The sequence below is a fragment of the Desulfobacterales bacterium genome, from assembly GCA_030066985.1.
Taxonomy (GTDB): domain Bacteria; phylum Desulfobacterota; class Desulfobacteria; order Desulfobacterales; family JAHEIW01; genus JAHEIW01.
In genome coordinates this window covers 46,197-59,998 of sequence record JASJAN010000003.1, presented here as the reverse complement: position 1 = coordinate 59,998, position 13,802 = coordinate 46,197, and the positions used below count along the sequence as shown (strand labels likewise).

The window sequence follows — 13,802 nt, the reverse complement described above, 5'->3', positions numbered from 1 at the left end:
ATATCTTTAACTTCTGTTTATAAAGAAAATTTTAGTGCCCACTCCGTTTTGGCCATATAATTTACTAATTAAGGATGCATCAGCCGACTGAGCAGCAGGAGAAGATAGATGCCCGCAGAAACGAAAAAGAAATTTCGCTTTAGCTTATCTACCAATATCATGATCGGTCTATTGTTGGGTGTTCTTACAGGTCTTTTCTTCGGTGAGTACTGCGCCCGTCTGCAAATTATCGGCAACGCATTTATCAAACTGCTCCAGATGTCGATTCTGCCGTATATTGTGGTTTCCATTATTGCCGGAATTGGTGGCTTGTCGTACGAGCGGGCCAAAGCGTTGGCTCGCAAAGCTGGTGTGCTGCTGCTGTTATTCTGGGCCGTTGGATTTTTTATCATCCTGGTGTTGCCGCTGGCGTTTCCACACACCGATACCGGTTCGTTTTTCAGCACCAGTCTGGTGGCGCTCCCCAAAAAAGTTGATTTTGTTGATCTGTATATACCTGCCAATCCGTTTGAGTCGATGGCCAACAACATCGTCCCGGCAGTGGTGTTGTTCAGTCTGTTTGTTGGCATTGCGCTCATGGGGGCCAAAGATAAAGACGTCATCATCAAACCGTTGTCCACCTTATCCGATGCGCTCATCAAGGTGGCCAACTATGTCGTCTATCTGACACCCATCGGGGTGTTTGCCATCGCCGCCAGCGCGGCCGGGACCATGACAGTGGCTGAATTCGGGCGCCTGCAGGTTTATTTTATAACCTTTTTCGTGGGAACCGTTGTTCTGACGTTCTGGATTCTGCCGCTGATGGTGGCTGCTTTTACCCCGTTTAAATACAAGGATATTGTCGGGGTATCCAAAGACGCGTTGATTACCGGCTTTACCACCGGTAACCTGTTTATCATTCTGCCGGTGCTGATTCAGAATTGTAAAAGCCTCTTTGAGCAATACCAACTGGACCACCCGGATATCGACTCCTCGGTTGATATTATTGTGCCGGTTTCCTTTAACTTTCCGAATCTGGGCAAGCTACTGATGCTGTTGTTTATCCTGTTTGCCGGCTGGTTCTATGGGGTTTCGGTTTCCCTGCTGGATTACCCCAATTTCATTTTCTCCGGTCTGTTCAGCTTTTTCGGCAGTGTCGATGTGGCCATTCCCTTTATGCTTGATTTGTTGCGCATCCCGGCCGATGCCTTTCAACTGTATCTGGTGTCCGGTGTGGTCAATGGACGCCTGGCAACCCTGCTGGCGGCCATGAACCTGGTGGCCTTTACCCTGATGGCTACCTGTGCCATCACGGGTCTGATGGCCATCAACTGGCGTAAAGTGTTGATTTACAGCCTGGTTTCAGTTCTCCTGACCCTGGGCCTGACATTAGGCAGCCGGGTTTATCTGACCCTTTCGCTGCAAAGCCTTTCCCAAGGCGGTGATACAAAGATTACCCGCATGAAGCTGATGACAAAGCCACAGCCGGCCGTTATTCGCAAATCGGTTCCAGCTGAACCGGCAGCCGTTGAAGCGGATATTTCACGCCTGGAGGCCATCCGACAGCGTGGCAAGATCCGGGTAGGGTATCATAAAGATAATTTGCCTTTTTCATTTTTTAACCGTTACGGCAACTTGGTGGGACTGGATATTGACCTTGCCCACACATTGGCGGAAGACCTGAAAGTCAGAATCGAATTTATCCCCTTTGACTTTGAAACCTTGGCCGAACAGCTTGTAAAAGACCATTTTGATATTGCCATGTCCGGAATTATCATCATGCCGGGCTCTTTACGGAAGATGGTGTTTACCGAACCTTACATTGAGGCCAACTGGGCCTTTGTGGTCAGGGATCATCGCCGAGCGGAATTTGCCAACCTGGAAACTGTTAAAAACATGTCGGGCTTGACGCTGGGTCTTTCCGCTGTTGCGGATGCAGCTTTTGAGGTTGAGAATTTTTTCAGCGACGCTAAGGTAGTCGTTCTGGATAAAGTTGGCGAATTCTTTCTAACTGATCAAGACAATATCGATTGTCTGCTGATTAGTGCCGAGGCCGGCTCGGCCTGGACCCTGCTGCATCCCGAATACCAGGTGGTGGTGCCCAAGCCCAGGATTGGCGCTCAATTGATTGGCATTGCCGTTGCTGACGGTGACAAGGAATTGCTGACCTTCCTGAACAGCTGGGTCAAAATTGCCGTCAAAGGGAAACTTACGGATGAATTATTCGATCACTGGATAATTGGCCGGGGCGCTGAAGAACAACAGCCGCGCTGGTCGATTATGAGAGATGTGCTGGGTTGGGTTGACTAGTCGGTTTCTGATTTTTGCCTGTCTGCCTGGGCCAGCTCTTCGGTGGCGCGTTCGAACTCGGCGATCACCTGGGCGCCCAAAAGCAAGATAATCGACGCAATCTCGATACTCAGCAGAATGACCACCGCAGTGGCGAAAGAGCCGTAGATGACGCTGACCAAGGAAAGTTTGGCAAAATACCAGACCAGCACATGACGGGTAATTTCCCATAAAATGGCAGCTGTCGTCCCGCCAAGCAGGGCATGGCTTATCGTGATTTGCCCGAAGGGCATTACCAGATATAACGATGTCAGCATGAGTATCAAACCGACCAGCCCCACCAGGTAAAGCCCGATGCCGGAAGCCCAGGCGAAGCCAAAACTTTTTCCAAAAACAGTCAGGGTTTCACCTTCGATGGAATCCAGCACACCTGCAATGACAGTGATGATCACAATCCCGACGCCCATTAAAATCATATAGATGTAAGGGATGATGGCCGAGATCAGAAAATGTCGCCGATGGGTTTTGATGCGATGGTAAAAGATGACTGACATGGCCGACTCCAGCATGCTAAAGGCCATGGAACTGAAAAAAAGCATAACGCCGATACCAATAATGCCCACAAACTGGCGATATCGAAATAAGGCCCCCACTTCTTCGGCTATTTTTTCGGCGTGACCGGGGACTATCAATTCCAGCTCCTTTATGATGATTTCCAATAACTTTTCCTGCTCGATAAATTGCGACAACCCGATTAAAATCAGCGCCAGCATGGGAATGATGGACAGCAGGGAATTATAGGCCACGCCGCCTGATAAGAGCAGACCCTGATTGCGCTTAAATCCCTTCAGCACCCGCCACATAAATTTGCCCGGGCGCCTCAGTATTTGTCGGCTATATTTTTTGGTGTCCGTCATGCGTATTTTGTAGGATTTTGTTTAAAAAGCGATTTTTAAATGGCAGCTGAGAACGCGTTCGCTTTATCGTAGCCGAATGAAAGGAATTTGAATATTGGACTGTTGGAATAATGGGTTTGGTGGAACAATAATTGTTTTTAACAATATAACCGGCACCGAAAGTTAAAGCCAGTGCATCAACCGTATTTCATACCCAATATTCCATTGTCCCACGATTCCATATGCATTACTTTGTATCCAGCTTTAAATTTTTCAAGACGGCAAATTTATTTGAGCGGGTTTCCTGCGCGCACCCGCAATCATTTTGATTGAGGTTAGATCCGCATTGCGGGCATAGGCCTTTGCAGTCTTCAGTACACAATGGCTGCAGGGGAATGGCCATCAACACCTGTTCTTGAATGCCCTGCTGTAGATCTATTTCCTCTCCCCGAAAATACAGCAGGCCTATCTCTTCAAGCTTCAATTCAATCTCATCGTCATCGAGTACATCCATGAGGCCCGGCACTTCACGGGTGTAGGTTAAGGCAAAGTCTGACGCCAGGGGTGTGTCAAAATCTTTCAGGCAGCGGCTGCACCCGATACGAATTTGGGTTTCGAAATGACCGTCGACCTCGTAAAGCTCTCTGATCTTGAATGCCTTTACGCTGATATTAAAAGGTTCCCGAAATTCGCACGTCCCGTTTTTAACGAGGTCTGCAATTATCGGCAGAACCTGAGGTTTGGCTTCAAATTCACGGAATATTTCTTTATCTTTGATTTGTTCGGTATGCAGGATTAGCTTTTTCATATTTGAATGGATTGCAGAATTGATTATGAGTCGATGCTTTCAGTATGATAATGCAATTCCTTTGGTTAATCAAATGCCCTTTTTGCGCGTCCGCCAAATAAATTGAGGTTTAATGCAGACTTTGATATGTTTTCATTATGAGCGCTGCTGCGAAAAATGATAAACAGGAATCCGCGACACCCGCAACAGGTCCCAAAGACAATGCAGCGTCGACTTGCAAGCGCTGCGGCACCTGCTGCAGCAAAGGCGGGCCCTCTTTTCACGAGGCCGATAAGGCCTTGATCGAATCCGGCGTGATCCCCGCCAGGTGCTTGTATACCATTCGCAGGGGGGAAATGGCCTACGATAATGTGCGCCAGTGCCTGGCGCCGGCCAGTTCAGATATCATTAAAATCAAAGGGAAGGGCAACAGCTGGACTTGTTTGTTTTTTGATGAAGCGCATGCGGCCTGCACGATTTATGAAGACCGACCGATTGAATGCCGGGCGCTTAAGTGCTGGGATACGGCCGAACTCGAAGCGCTATATACCCGAAAACGATTGAAACGCTCGGATTTGCTGGCCGATATTGAAGGCTTGTGGGATCTCATTACAGCTCATCAGGAACGCTGCAATTACGATACAATTTTAACTCTGGTGAAAGCCATTAAAAGCAAGGGGGCAGCAGATGCCCGGCAAAAACTTGCGGAAATCATTCTATTTGACATCGAGATTCGAAAGCTGGTGATATCCCGGGGAGAGCTGGATGCAGACATGCTTGACTTTTTATTTGGTCGACCCCTCAGCCAAACGCTCAGACATTTCGGTTTAGAAGCGGTAAAAAAAGGAGATAAAATCGTCGTTGAGCAGCGTTAAGGCCATAAACGAATCAAATGATCCTTCTGATTCACGGGCCTGCAAGATGTCATTTTACCTGTGACAAACCACCCCTTGAAATTCTATCAGTGGTATCTGGTTCAGACTCCGGCTGCGGGGTTCCAGCCTCAGTGGCTGCCGGGTTTTCAATTGATGCTTCGCCCCAGATATATTTGCCGTATTTGGCATAACCGAGGACATTATTAAGCCGAGGGTCGGCGCTGCTGTCTGTCGGAATAATGTTGCCGGTAATCAGTGGGTGAAGGTAACTGGCCAACTCCCGACAACCGCCTCCGGTCAGAATGATGGAATCGATATCCCAATCATCAGCCCAGAGCCGGTCAAGATCATTCGCAATGGTCGACGCTAGCTGTGAGTAGACCTGATCCCTGATTTTTTCAAATGAGAAGCCGTGGCCGCGCATCTTGATGGTGCCTTCCTCAGCCGCTTTGTACAGACGGTAAAGCTCGACACTGACGCCGCATTTTTCTCTGAGTTTGTTTGAAATAACACCAAATCCCTTTGAAATACCGTTGTCAAAAGTGCGGCTGCCACGGTCGATATAGCGTAAATGATCAAGAATGGTAAAGTCGGTGGTGCGAAAACCAATATCGACCACCCCCACTTTTTGATTGGCCATCTCCTCGTTGATAATCTTGCCGTCTTCATCCATCAGGCAGTTTAAGATACTGCCCAGGGGCTGCGGCAGCATGCGCACCTTGTTAATATAAATTTCACGGGTGGTCTTTTCACCGCTGTGGGAATGGTAGGTGACTGTGTGATGTCCGGTCAGAATCTCGTTAAAACGCTCATGGTTTTGTTTAAAAAATCCAATCGGCAATCCAGAGACAACATTGATGGGAACATTGATCGGTGTATTGTTTTTTAAAAACAGTCCTGCAATGGTCAGTGCCAGAATTCTGACATAATCGGTGATCAGCCGTTCCTGGTCGAGCGTAAAGTTTAAAACGCTGGACTGTTGCTCGGCCAAATCGCCCACAAAATAGGATTTGCCGTCGATGGACACATGGATATGATCCGTTGGCCTGCTGTCACCAAAATCCGCCCAGAATTGGATTTCAGATGCATCCCCGAAAATTGATTTAAATATGACGGTTTCCTTACCATCGGTGGCTTTTGTAAAACCAAAACCGATATCAATGCCCAGAACTTCCATTTTTGCCTCCCTAAACTATATGAGCGACGCACACGCCAAAACCATACTTATATAAAAATATATCCTATCGTTTTTTAAAAGTCAAAAAAATCAAGTAATCTAAAAGTTGATAGATTTAATTGATTTTATATTGATTTCAGATGTTTGAAAGGCTTATGCCCAACGGCGACCCCATCAGCAGCGCTGCTGTAGTCTGCTGAAACCTCGCCAGAAACAAATGCGCCCAGCTTTGCGATAGCATTAGAAGATATTCGCTTTTCTCACAAAGCGGATCAGGGGGCGTTATGATAAGTTTCGGGCAATTGGATCGTTTTCTTTAGCAGATATCACCCGATTTTTTGATCAAATATTGATTATAAAAAGCGCGAGACTCAAACAATTGTCCAATCGATCTTAAACTTGTCTTTGAGAATCGAGGCAATATGGTCGTCAAAAAAATGATGCTCAACAATATGGGTATCGGTATTATATTTGATCTCAAGATGTTGCGCGTCCGGTACTCGGCTAACACGGCATTGTGAAAGCGCTTTAAGACCAATGCCGGCAGCTTTTAGCACGGCCTCCTTTGCCGTCCAGTACCGGAAAAAGGTCTCAATGGTCCTATCCGCCAGTTCCCATTCAGATTCAGATGCTGTTTTTTGAAACAAAGCTGAGCTTCTTGAACAAACTTTTTCAATATCAATACCGACCGGTGAGGGGGCCACCACACCGCCGACGTACGCTGCCTTGTGCGTAATCGACCAGTAGGTTCCGTCAAAGGGCAACGGCGCTTTGCGCTCATCTTGATCCAGTTTGCCGATCCGCACGCCACTTTTTTCAGCCGATATTTCCAACGCCCGACGGGCATGCTGACTCAAATACTGGACGCGTTTTTTGGGTGTTAGATCTTTAATCACCTCCGGAACAGCCATTATCACGGGATATATTGTTTTATCTCGGAATGCGGAATGCGGAATGCGGATTGAGTCCATTTTCATCAACTTTTGCTAACTTCTAATTTATAATTTTGTCTTTTTTCTTCTGTCATCCGTCCTCTGCTTGCCGCGGCGTAGCTCGACAGAGCGAAGACGGGACTTCTGACTTCTGGCCTCTGACTTCTTTCCTCTGACCACCAGCGCCAGATCATAAACCGTCTTTTTCGGAAGATCATATTTTTGAGCAAACGTGCGGGCGATTTCGGAGAGGCTGCCCGTTTTTTTGTCCAACGCTTTTTTAAGCTCAGTCTGGATGCTTTCGATATCCGGTTTTTCTATTGAATCGCTGCCTGCCACCAGCAAGGTGCACTCACCCTTCACCACCGGTCGAGCGCTGATGGTCTCTAGAATTTGAGACAGTCTGCCCCTTATAAATTCCTCATGCAGCTTGGTCATTTCCCGTGCAAGGACGGCCTTGCGATCTCCCATACAGGCAATGATGTCCTGCAGGAGTGAATGAATGCGCTTGGGTGACTCGTAGAAAATGAGGGAACAGGACGGATCCCCCAAAGCGGTCAGAAATGTAATGCGTCTACCCTTTTTTTTAGGGGCAAACCCGACAAACATATACGAATCGGTGGGTAGACCGGATACGCTTATGGCAGCCGTGGCGGCGGATACCCCCGGGATCGGGGCTACCTTGATCTTTTTTTCAACGGCGGCTGCTATCAATCGAAAACCGGGATCGGATACGGCCGGTGTACCGGCATTGGAGATTAGCGCGATCGATGTCCCGTCCAGCAATTTTCCGATCAGCTGCGGGGCGCGCTGTATCTCGTTGTGTTCATGATAAGAGATCAGGCTCTTTTTTATACCGTGATGGGACAAAAAACGGCCGGATTTACGGGTGTCTTCGGCTGCCACCAGATCAACCGATCGTAAAATGTCGAGCGCCCTGAGGGTAATGTCGTCCCGGTTGCCTATTGGTGTGGCGACGACATATAGGACCCCTCTTTTTGGGAAATTTTTGGTGTCACTCATAAGCTAAATCAAAGGCATTCTTAATAATGTCGACCCGTGGTGTGTCCTGATTGGATATCACGGAAACCACATCAAATCGGGCCCGGGCTGAGCTTTGATTGGTGGCTTTAAGGTAATAGAGGGCCACCATTGATATTTTCTTTTGTTTTTTAGGGGTTACCGCCCATTTAGGACTTCCGAACTGTACCGAAGTCCTGGATTTGACCTCCACGAAAACAAGGGTATCTTTTTCTTTGGCGATGATATCTATTTCGCCCAGGCGGGTGCGATAATTGGTTTCGATAATTTTATAGCCCGCTTTTTTCAAATGCCGAACCGCAAGCGCCTCACCCTGTTCGCCAAATTTTTGCCGCCAATTTTTCATTTTCAGATCTCAGGGCATTTTTTTTATATTTTAGATAGCTCAGTGTACACTCCTATTTTAGAATTCATCAATAGAAATAAATAATAAATAAGGTGTGAATTGCTTTAAAATGCGTAGATATTAGTCGAGGGTTAGGCGCGAGGAGGCGAAAACGGCGCCGCGTACATATAGTACGTCAGCCGCTTTCGGCGACGAGCAACACCACCCTCGGCTAATAGATGGGTATTTTTAAGCAATTCACGAGTATTCTTTGACGCCCCTAAAGGTCTTCCGATGAATCGGACAATATCCAAATTCGCGGATGGCCTCTTTGTGCGCCAGGGTGGGGTAGCCTTTGTGCTTATAAAATTCAAATTGTGGATAGTATTCGTGATACTTTTCCATCAGGCGATCTCGAGTGACTTTGGCCACAATCGAGGCTGCGGCAATCGATACGCTGAGGGTATCGCCCTTGGCAATCGGCTTTTGAGAAAGATGAGATGAAATTCTGAATGGACCGTCGATCAGAAGACAATCGGGCTGGGGGGTTAGATTGAGGGTTGCCATGGACATCGCCAACAACGACGCCTGCAGGATATTGATGCGATCGATCTCAACCGCATCGACGATGCCAATACCCACTGAAATTGCCTGCTCATAGATCCCATCATACAAAAGGGCCCTTTTTTTGGCTGACAATTTTTTCGAATCCGTAACATCGACGATCGAAAAGTTCGGCGGCAGAATCACTGCTGCAGAAACAACGGGACCGGCCAGGGGACCCCGACCGGCCTCGTCAATACCGGCAACCGTTTTGAATCCTTTTTCAGTGGCTTTTTTTTCGAAAAACCACAAATCCATAATTTCACATCAGGAATCAGAAGTCAGATGACAGAAAACAGTGGACGATTGGATGAAGACAGAGATGCATATATTTTTTCTGTCTTCTGACCTCTGACCTCTGCATCTAATTTAAACGGCGCTCTTTGATCCTGGCGGCTTTGCCTCTGAGTTTGCGCAGATAATAAATTTTGGCACGCCTGACCCGGCCCCGGGTGACCACTTCAATTTTATCGATGGCAGGCGAGTGCAGCGGAAAAATTCTTTCTACGCCGACTCCGTAGGAAACTTTGCGAACCGTAAATGTTGCATTCGTGCTACCCTTGCGTTTGCCGATAACCACGCCCTGAAATACCTGTATACGTTCTTTTTCACCTTCTTTTATTTTTACGTGGACTTTGACATTATCGCCCGGTCCAAACGCAGGGTGGTCAAGTCGCATTTGCTCTTTTTCCAACTGTTCAATCTTTTCCATCATTCCTCCAAAAAAATCAAAATATCAATTTAGTGCTTAATTTAGTCCTTACTGTTGAACCAATAGCCGGTCAAATATAATCGCCGCCGCAGAACGCACCGAAAGATGGTTGTAGTCTGTTTTCCCTACGATCGGTTCGAGCACATAATCGGCTGTTAATATAAAATCTTCGCTCAACCCCCAGGCGGTGCCCAATACCAGCACATGTGGTTTACCGTTTTTCAACATACTACGGCATTTTTTATAACTGATGCTCGCCGGGTACCTTCGCGCGCAGGTTGCAATCGTTATTGGATGCACGCCCTCTGAAGCGGTTATCTGGTCGACCACATCCGCGTATGCGTCATTGACCCGGATCATCTCCAGAGCGCTGCGCCTCTTGGGATTATATTGCGCCCCAATGCCTTCAGTCCAATGAGAAATGATTTTTTCCACCAGATCTTTTTGGTCCTCAAGGGGCGTTACGACAAAAAATGCCTTCAAGCCATATGTTTTGGTGGCCCTCGATATATCGTGCAAATCCAGATTGGTCAAGGCGGATGCTATTGTTTCGCCGTTTTTATTGACCACCGGGTAATGCATCAATGCAACATAAAGATTGGGCATATCGGTTTGCCCGTTTACCCGTTAGCCCGTTTAGCCGGTTTCCTATCCAATAACTATCGGGCTAACCTCCAATAAATTGAAGGGTTAAAATATTATGTTTTTGGTCACCTGGACATCATTTGAAAATCAGGTGTCCGATTCTTTTTTTAAATGATCCTTGTGGTGCCAACTTAAAATGTTTTGGATATTCCGGGACCACTTTTCTAATATTTCGATCTCCCTGGCGCATAATTCTTTTTTTTGCAAAAGATCGATGCGCCTGATTAACGTTCGCATCAGCGCTGATTCCAGCCGCCAATTTTCAATCTCTTTATGATGTCCGGATAACAGCGTATCCGGTACGGCTTTGCCTTCAAAGACCTGCGGGCGCGTAAAGTGGGCGTGTTCGAGCAACCCATCTGCGAAAGAGTCTTTTTGGGCAGCATCTTCACCCCCCAGCGTGCCGGGGATCTGCCGCGTGACGGCATCGATGACAACCATGGCGGCCAGTTCGCCGCCAGTCAAGACATAGTCTCCGATAGAAATTTCATCGTCAATCAGGTTGTGATCGATGCGGTCATCAACGCCTTCATAGCGCCCGCACACGAAAATAAGCTCCTTTGACGCGGCCAGTTTGTGTGCGATTTTTTGATTGAAAACACGTCCCTGTGGTGATAGCAGAATTTTTCGGGCGTTCGGCGCTTTTTGTTCGGCAGCCCGGATAGCTGCGGCCAAAGGTTCAGGCTTCATGACCATCCCGCTGCCGCCACCATAAGGTCGATCGTCAGTTACCTGGTGCTTGTCTTCGGCAAAATCCCTGATGTTCAGGGTAGAGGCAAAAATGTTTTTTTCTTCTATGGCTTTTCTAATAATCCCGTGCTCCCAAAAAGGAGCAAACATATCCGGAAAGATGGTTAATACGATATATCTCATATTTTAAAGATCAAATTCAGCTAATCTTCTTCCAGACCATCGGGCAGGTCAACCCGCATTAAATTGGATTCAATATCGATGGTCTGCACAACCGATTCAAGCGCCGGAATCAAGACCTCGCGCTCGTCATTCTTAACAACATAGACATCATTGGCGCCGGTTTCGATGATCGATTCAAGGCGCCCGAGGTAGCGATCGTCGGTTGTAAGAACCTTTAGACCGATTAACTCATACCAGTAATAAACACCTGTCTCTAATTCTGGAAGCGCCGCCTTTTCGATCTGCAGATCGGCGCCGACCAATGTTTTTGCCTGATCACGGTGGTTGACGTTTTTCAATGCCAGAAGCGCTCCCCGGGAATGTGGCTTGATCCAGTCGATGTCGTAACCTTTCTGGCTGCCGTCGGGGGTGCTGACCGTTATGATGGTGTCCGGCGCGAAAATTTCCAGCGATTCGGCATATGAATGAATCTTGAGGATGCCTTTAATGCCGTGGACCCCCACAATCTTTCCAATGATGACGCGTTCTTTTATGGGTTCCGGTTTATTCAATAATTTCCAGCACAGTGCGCTTTTTTAATTTGGCAGATGCGGCGCTGAGTATCGTTCGCATGGCCTGAGCTGTTCTGCCTTGTTTGCCAATAACTTTGCCCAAATCCTCTTTGGCCACTTTAAGTTCAAGGACCGATGTCTGATTTCCCTCAACCTCAGTTACACTGACATCTTCCGGGCGATCCACTAGTGCTTGAGCGATATAGCTGATCAGGTCTTTCATAGCGCCATCTCCTTTGTGTACCGGTTGAGTAACAGGGGGGATGAACGACTAAATATAGAGCTAACCGCTTAATGTTAGCACTATGCTTTATCGGCGAAAATGCCTTCTTTTTTGAATAAGCTTCTTACCGTGTCTGACGGAATGGCACCTTTCTCGATCCAGTAATTGATACGATCCTGATTTAAGGTGATCTCTGCCGGATCTTTTAAGGGGTTATATGTACCTAATTTTTCGAGGAATTTTCCGTCTCTGGGGCTTTCACCGTCAGCAGCGACGATTCGATAAAACGGCTTTTTCTTGGCCCCGTGTCTTGCCAGTCTAATTCTAACACCCATTAATGTATCTCCTTCAAAATGGCAGCACTCCGCGGCCCATACCGCGCATGCCACCCTGGTTTAATTTTTTTAACATTTTTAACATCTGCGTATAATTTTTTAAAAGCTTGTTTACGTCTTGAACCCGGGTGCCGCTCCCATTGGCAATGCGCTTACGCCGGCTGCCGTTGATTATTTGATGATTTTGCCTTTCCTGAGCGGTCATGGAATTAATAATGGCTTCAATTCTAACAAATTCTTTTTCATCCACCTGCAGATTTTTCAATTGTTTCATCTGCCCCATTCCCGGGATCATTTTTAACAGATCGTTAAAAGAGCCCATCTTTCGAATCTGCACCATCTGGTCGCGGAAGTCCTCTAACGTAAACTGGCTTTTTCTTAGCTTTTTTTCAAGTGCTTCCGCTTTCTTTTGATCGACGACATCCTGTGCTTTTTCTATCAGGGTAAGGACATCACCCATGCCCAGAATACTGGACGCCATCCGATCCGGATGAAATGCTTCCAGATCGCTTAGTTTTTCACCGACGCCGATGAACTTGATCGGCTTGTCGGTTATGGACTTAATGGATAGGGCCGCGCCGCCGCGGGCATCGCCATCCATCTTGGTCAGAACGACACCACCGATATCCAGGGTCTCATTGAATGCCTTGGCAATATTGACCGCATCTTGACCGGTCATGGCATCGGCCACCAGCAAAATATCAGACGGATTAACGGCAGTTTTGATATCCGCTAGTTCCGCCATAAGGGCTTCATCGATGTGCAGACGCCCGGCGGTATCCAGCAACAGCGTATCGCATCCTTGCTGCTGCGCACCGCTGAGCGCCTCCTGACAGATTTGAACCGGCGTTTGATCCGTGCTCGACGGGAAAACCGGCACATCCAGCTGGTTACCAAGCTTTTGCAGCTGTTCGATGGCAGCCGGGCGGTAAACATCTGCCGGGACCAGGTACGGTTTGCGTCCTTTTTTCCTCAAAAATACAGATAGTTTGCCAGCCGTCGTCGTTTTGCCGGAGCCCTGAAGGCCAACCAGCATGATGGCAACCGGCGTTCTGCCCGAAAGATTAAGCTGCTCGTTGCGCCCGCCCATCAATTCTGTCAGATTTTGATTGACAATTTTGATAACCTGCTGGCCGGGTGTCAGGCTTTCCAGGACCTCCTGACCCATCGCCCGCTCTTTGATATCAGCGATAAAGCCTTTGACAACCCGATAATGGACGTCGGCTTCCAAAAGGGCCATGCGGACTTCTTTCAGCCCTTCCTCTATATTTTTTTCCGTCAGCTTGCCATGGCCTTTGAGCTTGCGGAAAATTGAATTTAATCTGTCACTTAAGCTGTCGAGCATGGTTTTTACCCGATTGAATCCATAAATTCTTGAAAATACAATCACAACAATGATATGTCAAGAAAATTAATTGCCACCAAAAGCATATAAAACCACGAAGATCACGAAGGTCACAAAGAAAAATTATTCGATTTACGACTTTTAGACTCTTCTTTAACTTCGCACTCTTCGTGGTAATGTATCTTATATGTCAGAGGCATAATTGCAATTTCAG

Annotated in this window: 16 protein-coding genes; 2 read left to right on the top strand and 14 right to left on the bottom strand. The window is 47.4% G+C overall.

The annotated features are described in order from the left end of the window. Positions 1–108: 108 nt before the first annotated feature. Complete coding sequence (locus QNJ26_02300) at positions 109–2,289, top strand: cation:dicarboxylase symporter family transporter (GenBank protein MDJ0984348.1); 2,181 nt, start codon at positions 109–111, stop codon at positions 2,287–2,289. Here QNJ26_02300 and QNJ26_02295 read toward each other — a convergent pair. Then, on the bottom strand, positions 2,286–3,185 hold the full coding sequence (locus QNJ26_02295; GenBank protein ID MDJ0984347.1) for a YihY/virulence factor BrkB family protein: 900 nt from the start codon (positions 3,183–3,185) through the stop codon (positions 2,286–2,288). The genes QNJ26_02300 and QNJ26_02295 overlap by 4 nt on opposite strands. Positions 3,186–3,411: 226 nt before the next feature. After that, positions 3,412–3,972, bottom strand: coding sequence for a DUF177 domain-containing protein (locus tag QNJ26_02290; protein ID MDJ0984346.1), 561 nt, complete (start codon positions 3,970–3,972; stop codon positions 3,412–3,414). Between the two features lie 137 nt (positions 3,973–4,109). Between QNJ26_02290 and QNJ26_02285 the strand changes: the two genes are divergently transcribed. After that, positions 4,110–4,826 (top strand): YkgJ family cysteine cluster protein, encoded by a 717-nt coding sequence (locus tag QNJ26_02285; protein MDJ0984345.1) that lies wholly within the window; start codon positions 4,110–4,112, stop codon positions 4,824–4,826. A 49-nt stretch (positions 4,827–4,875) separates the two neighbouring features. On the opposite strand, the gene QNJ26_02280 is transcribed toward QNJ26_02285, so the two are convergent. From QNJ26_02280 to ffh, 12 genes are all read right to left on the bottom strand, one after another. After that, positions 4,876–6,003, bottom strand: a complete 1,128-nt coding sequence (locus QNJ26_02280; GenBank protein ID MDJ0984344.1) for a ParM/StbA family protein — start codon at positions 6,001–6,003, stop codon at positions 4,876–4,878. Between the two features lie 371 nt (positions 6,004–6,374). Next, positions 6,375–6,980 (bottom strand): 4'-phosphopantetheinyl transferase superfamily protein, encoded by a 606-nt coding sequence (locus tag QNJ26_02275; GenBank protein ID MDJ0984343.1) that lies wholly within the window; start codon positions 6,978–6,980, stop codon positions 6,375–6,377. A 21-nt stretch (positions 6,981–7,001) separates the two neighbouring features. Further along, a complete protein-coding gene (gene rsmI, locus QNJ26_02270) occupies positions 7,002–7,958 on the bottom strand; it encodes a 16S rRNA (cytidine(1402)-2'-O)-methyltransferase (GenBank protein ID MDJ0984342.1) in 957 nt (318 codons plus the stop codon). Continuing rightward, on the bottom strand, positions 7,951–8,322 hold the full coding sequence (locus QNJ26_02265) for a YraN family protein (GenBank protein ID MDJ0984341.1): 372 nt from the start codon (positions 8,320–8,322) through the stop codon (positions 7,951–7,953). The genes rsmI and QNJ26_02265 overlap by 8 nt, the downstream gene beginning before the upstream one ends. Before the next feature lie 237 nt (positions 8,323–8,559). Then, a complete protein-coding gene (locus tag QNJ26_02260; protein MDJ0984340.1) occupies positions 8,560–9,162 on the bottom strand; it encodes a ribonuclease HII in 603 nt (200 codons plus the stop codon). 106 nt (positions 9,163–9,268) lie between these two features. Then, entirely contained in the window at positions 9,269–9,619 is a 351-nt protein-coding gene (gene rplS / locus QNJ26_02255) for a 50S ribosomal protein L19 (protein MDJ0984339.1), read from the bottom strand. Positions 9,620–9,664: 45 nt separating this feature from the next. Beyond that, entirely contained in the window at positions 9,665–10,222 is a 558-nt protein-coding gene (locus tag QNJ26_02250; GenBank protein ID MDJ0984338.1) for an RNA methyltransferase, read from the bottom strand. A gap of 126 nt (positions 10,223–10,348) precedes the next feature. Next, positions 10,349–11,134: a tRNA (guanosine(37)-N1)-methyltransferase TrmD gene (trmD, locus tag QNJ26_02245; GenBank protein ID MDJ0984337.1), complete on the bottom strand. Its 786-nt coding sequence runs from the start codon at positions 11,132–11,134 to the stop codon at positions 10,349–10,351. Between the two features lie 20 nt (positions 11,135–11,154). After that, positions 11,155–11,685 (bottom strand): ribosome maturation factor RimM, encoded by a 531-nt coding sequence (rimM, locus tag QNJ26_02240; GenBank protein ID MDJ0984336.1) that lies wholly within the window; start codon positions 11,683–11,685, stop codon positions 11,155–11,157. Next, positions 11,678–11,908: a KH domain-containing protein gene (locus QNJ26_02235; GenBank protein MDJ0984335.1), complete on the bottom strand. Its 231-nt coding sequence runs from the start codon at positions 11,906–11,908 to the stop codon at positions 11,678–11,680. Before QNJ26_02235 ends, rimM begins: the two co-directional genes overlap by 8 nt. Positions 11,909–11,988: 80 nt before the next feature. Continuing rightward, positions 11,989–12,243: a 30S ribosomal protein S16 gene (gene rpsP, locus QNJ26_02230; GenBank protein ID MDJ0984334.1), complete on the bottom strand. Its 255-nt coding sequence runs from the start codon at positions 12,241–12,243 to the stop codon at positions 11,989–11,991. Positions 12,244–12,256: 13 nt separating this feature from the next. Next, entirely contained in the window at positions 12,257–13,588 is a 1,332-nt protein-coding gene (gene ffh / locus QNJ26_02225; protein MDJ0984333.1) for a signal recognition particle protein, read from the bottom strand. Positions 13,589–13,802 lie beyond the last annotated feature (214 nt).

Bases quoted from the DNA above. Each gene is read 5' to 3' on its own strand.
- QNJ26_02250 (MDJ0984338.1), bottom strand. From the start codon at position 10,222: ATGCCCAATCTTTATGTTGCATTGATGCATTACCCGGTGGTCAATAAA.
- QNJ26_02300 (MDJ0984348.1), top strand. From the start codon at position 109: ATGCCCGCAGAAACGAAAAAGAAATTTCGCTTTAGCTTATCTACCAAT.
- QNJ26_02290 (MDJ0984346.1), bottom strand. From the start codon at position 3,972: ATGAAAAAGCTAATCCTGCATACCGAACAAATCAAAGATAAAGAAATA.
- QNJ26_02295 (MDJ0984347.1), bottom strand. From the start codon at position 3,185: ATGACGGACACCAAAAAATATAGCCGACAAATACTGAGGCGCCCGGGC.
- QNJ26_02265 (MDJ0984341.1), bottom strand. From the start codon at position 8,322: ATGAAAAATTGGCGGCAAAAATTTGGCGAACAGGGTGAGGCGCTTGCG.
- QNJ26_02275 (MDJ0984343.1), bottom strand. From the start codon at position 6,980: ATGAAAATGGACTCAATCCGCATTCCGCATTCCGCATTCCGAGATAAA.
- ffh (MDJ0984333.1), bottom strand. From the start codon at position 13,588: ATGCTCGACAGCTTAAGTGACAGATTAAATTCAATTTTCCGCAAGCTC.
- QNJ26_02280 (MDJ0984344.1), bottom strand. From the start codon at position 6,003: ATGGAAGTTCTGGGCATTGATATCGGTTTTGGTTTTACAAAAGCCACC.
- rsmI (MDJ0984342.1), bottom strand. From the start codon at position 7,958: ATGAGTGACACCAAAAATTTCCCAAAAAGAGGGGTCCTATATGTCGTC.
- QNJ26_02235 (MDJ0984335.1), bottom strand. From the start codon at position 11,908: ATGAAAGACCTGATCAGCTATATCGCTCAAGCACTAGTGGATCGCCCG.
- trmD (MDJ0984337.1), bottom strand. From the start codon at position 11,134: ATGAGATATATCGTATTAACCATCTTTCCGGATATGTTTGCTCCTTTT.
- rplS (MDJ0984339.1), bottom strand. From the start codon at position 9,619: ATGATGGAAAAGATTGAACAGTTGGAAAAAGAGCAAATGCGACTTGAC.
- QNJ26_02285 (MDJ0984345.1), top strand. From the start codon at position 4,110: ATGAGCGCTGCTGCGAAAAATGATAAACAGGAATCCGCGACACCCGCA.
- rpsP (MDJ0984334.1), bottom strand. From the start codon at position 12,243: ATGGGTGTTAGAATTAGACTGGCAAGACACGGGGCCAAGAAAAAGCCG.
- QNJ26_02260 (MDJ0984340.1), bottom strand. From the start codon at position 9,162: ATGGATTTGTGGTTTTTCGAAAAAAAAGCCACTGAAAAAGGATTCAAA.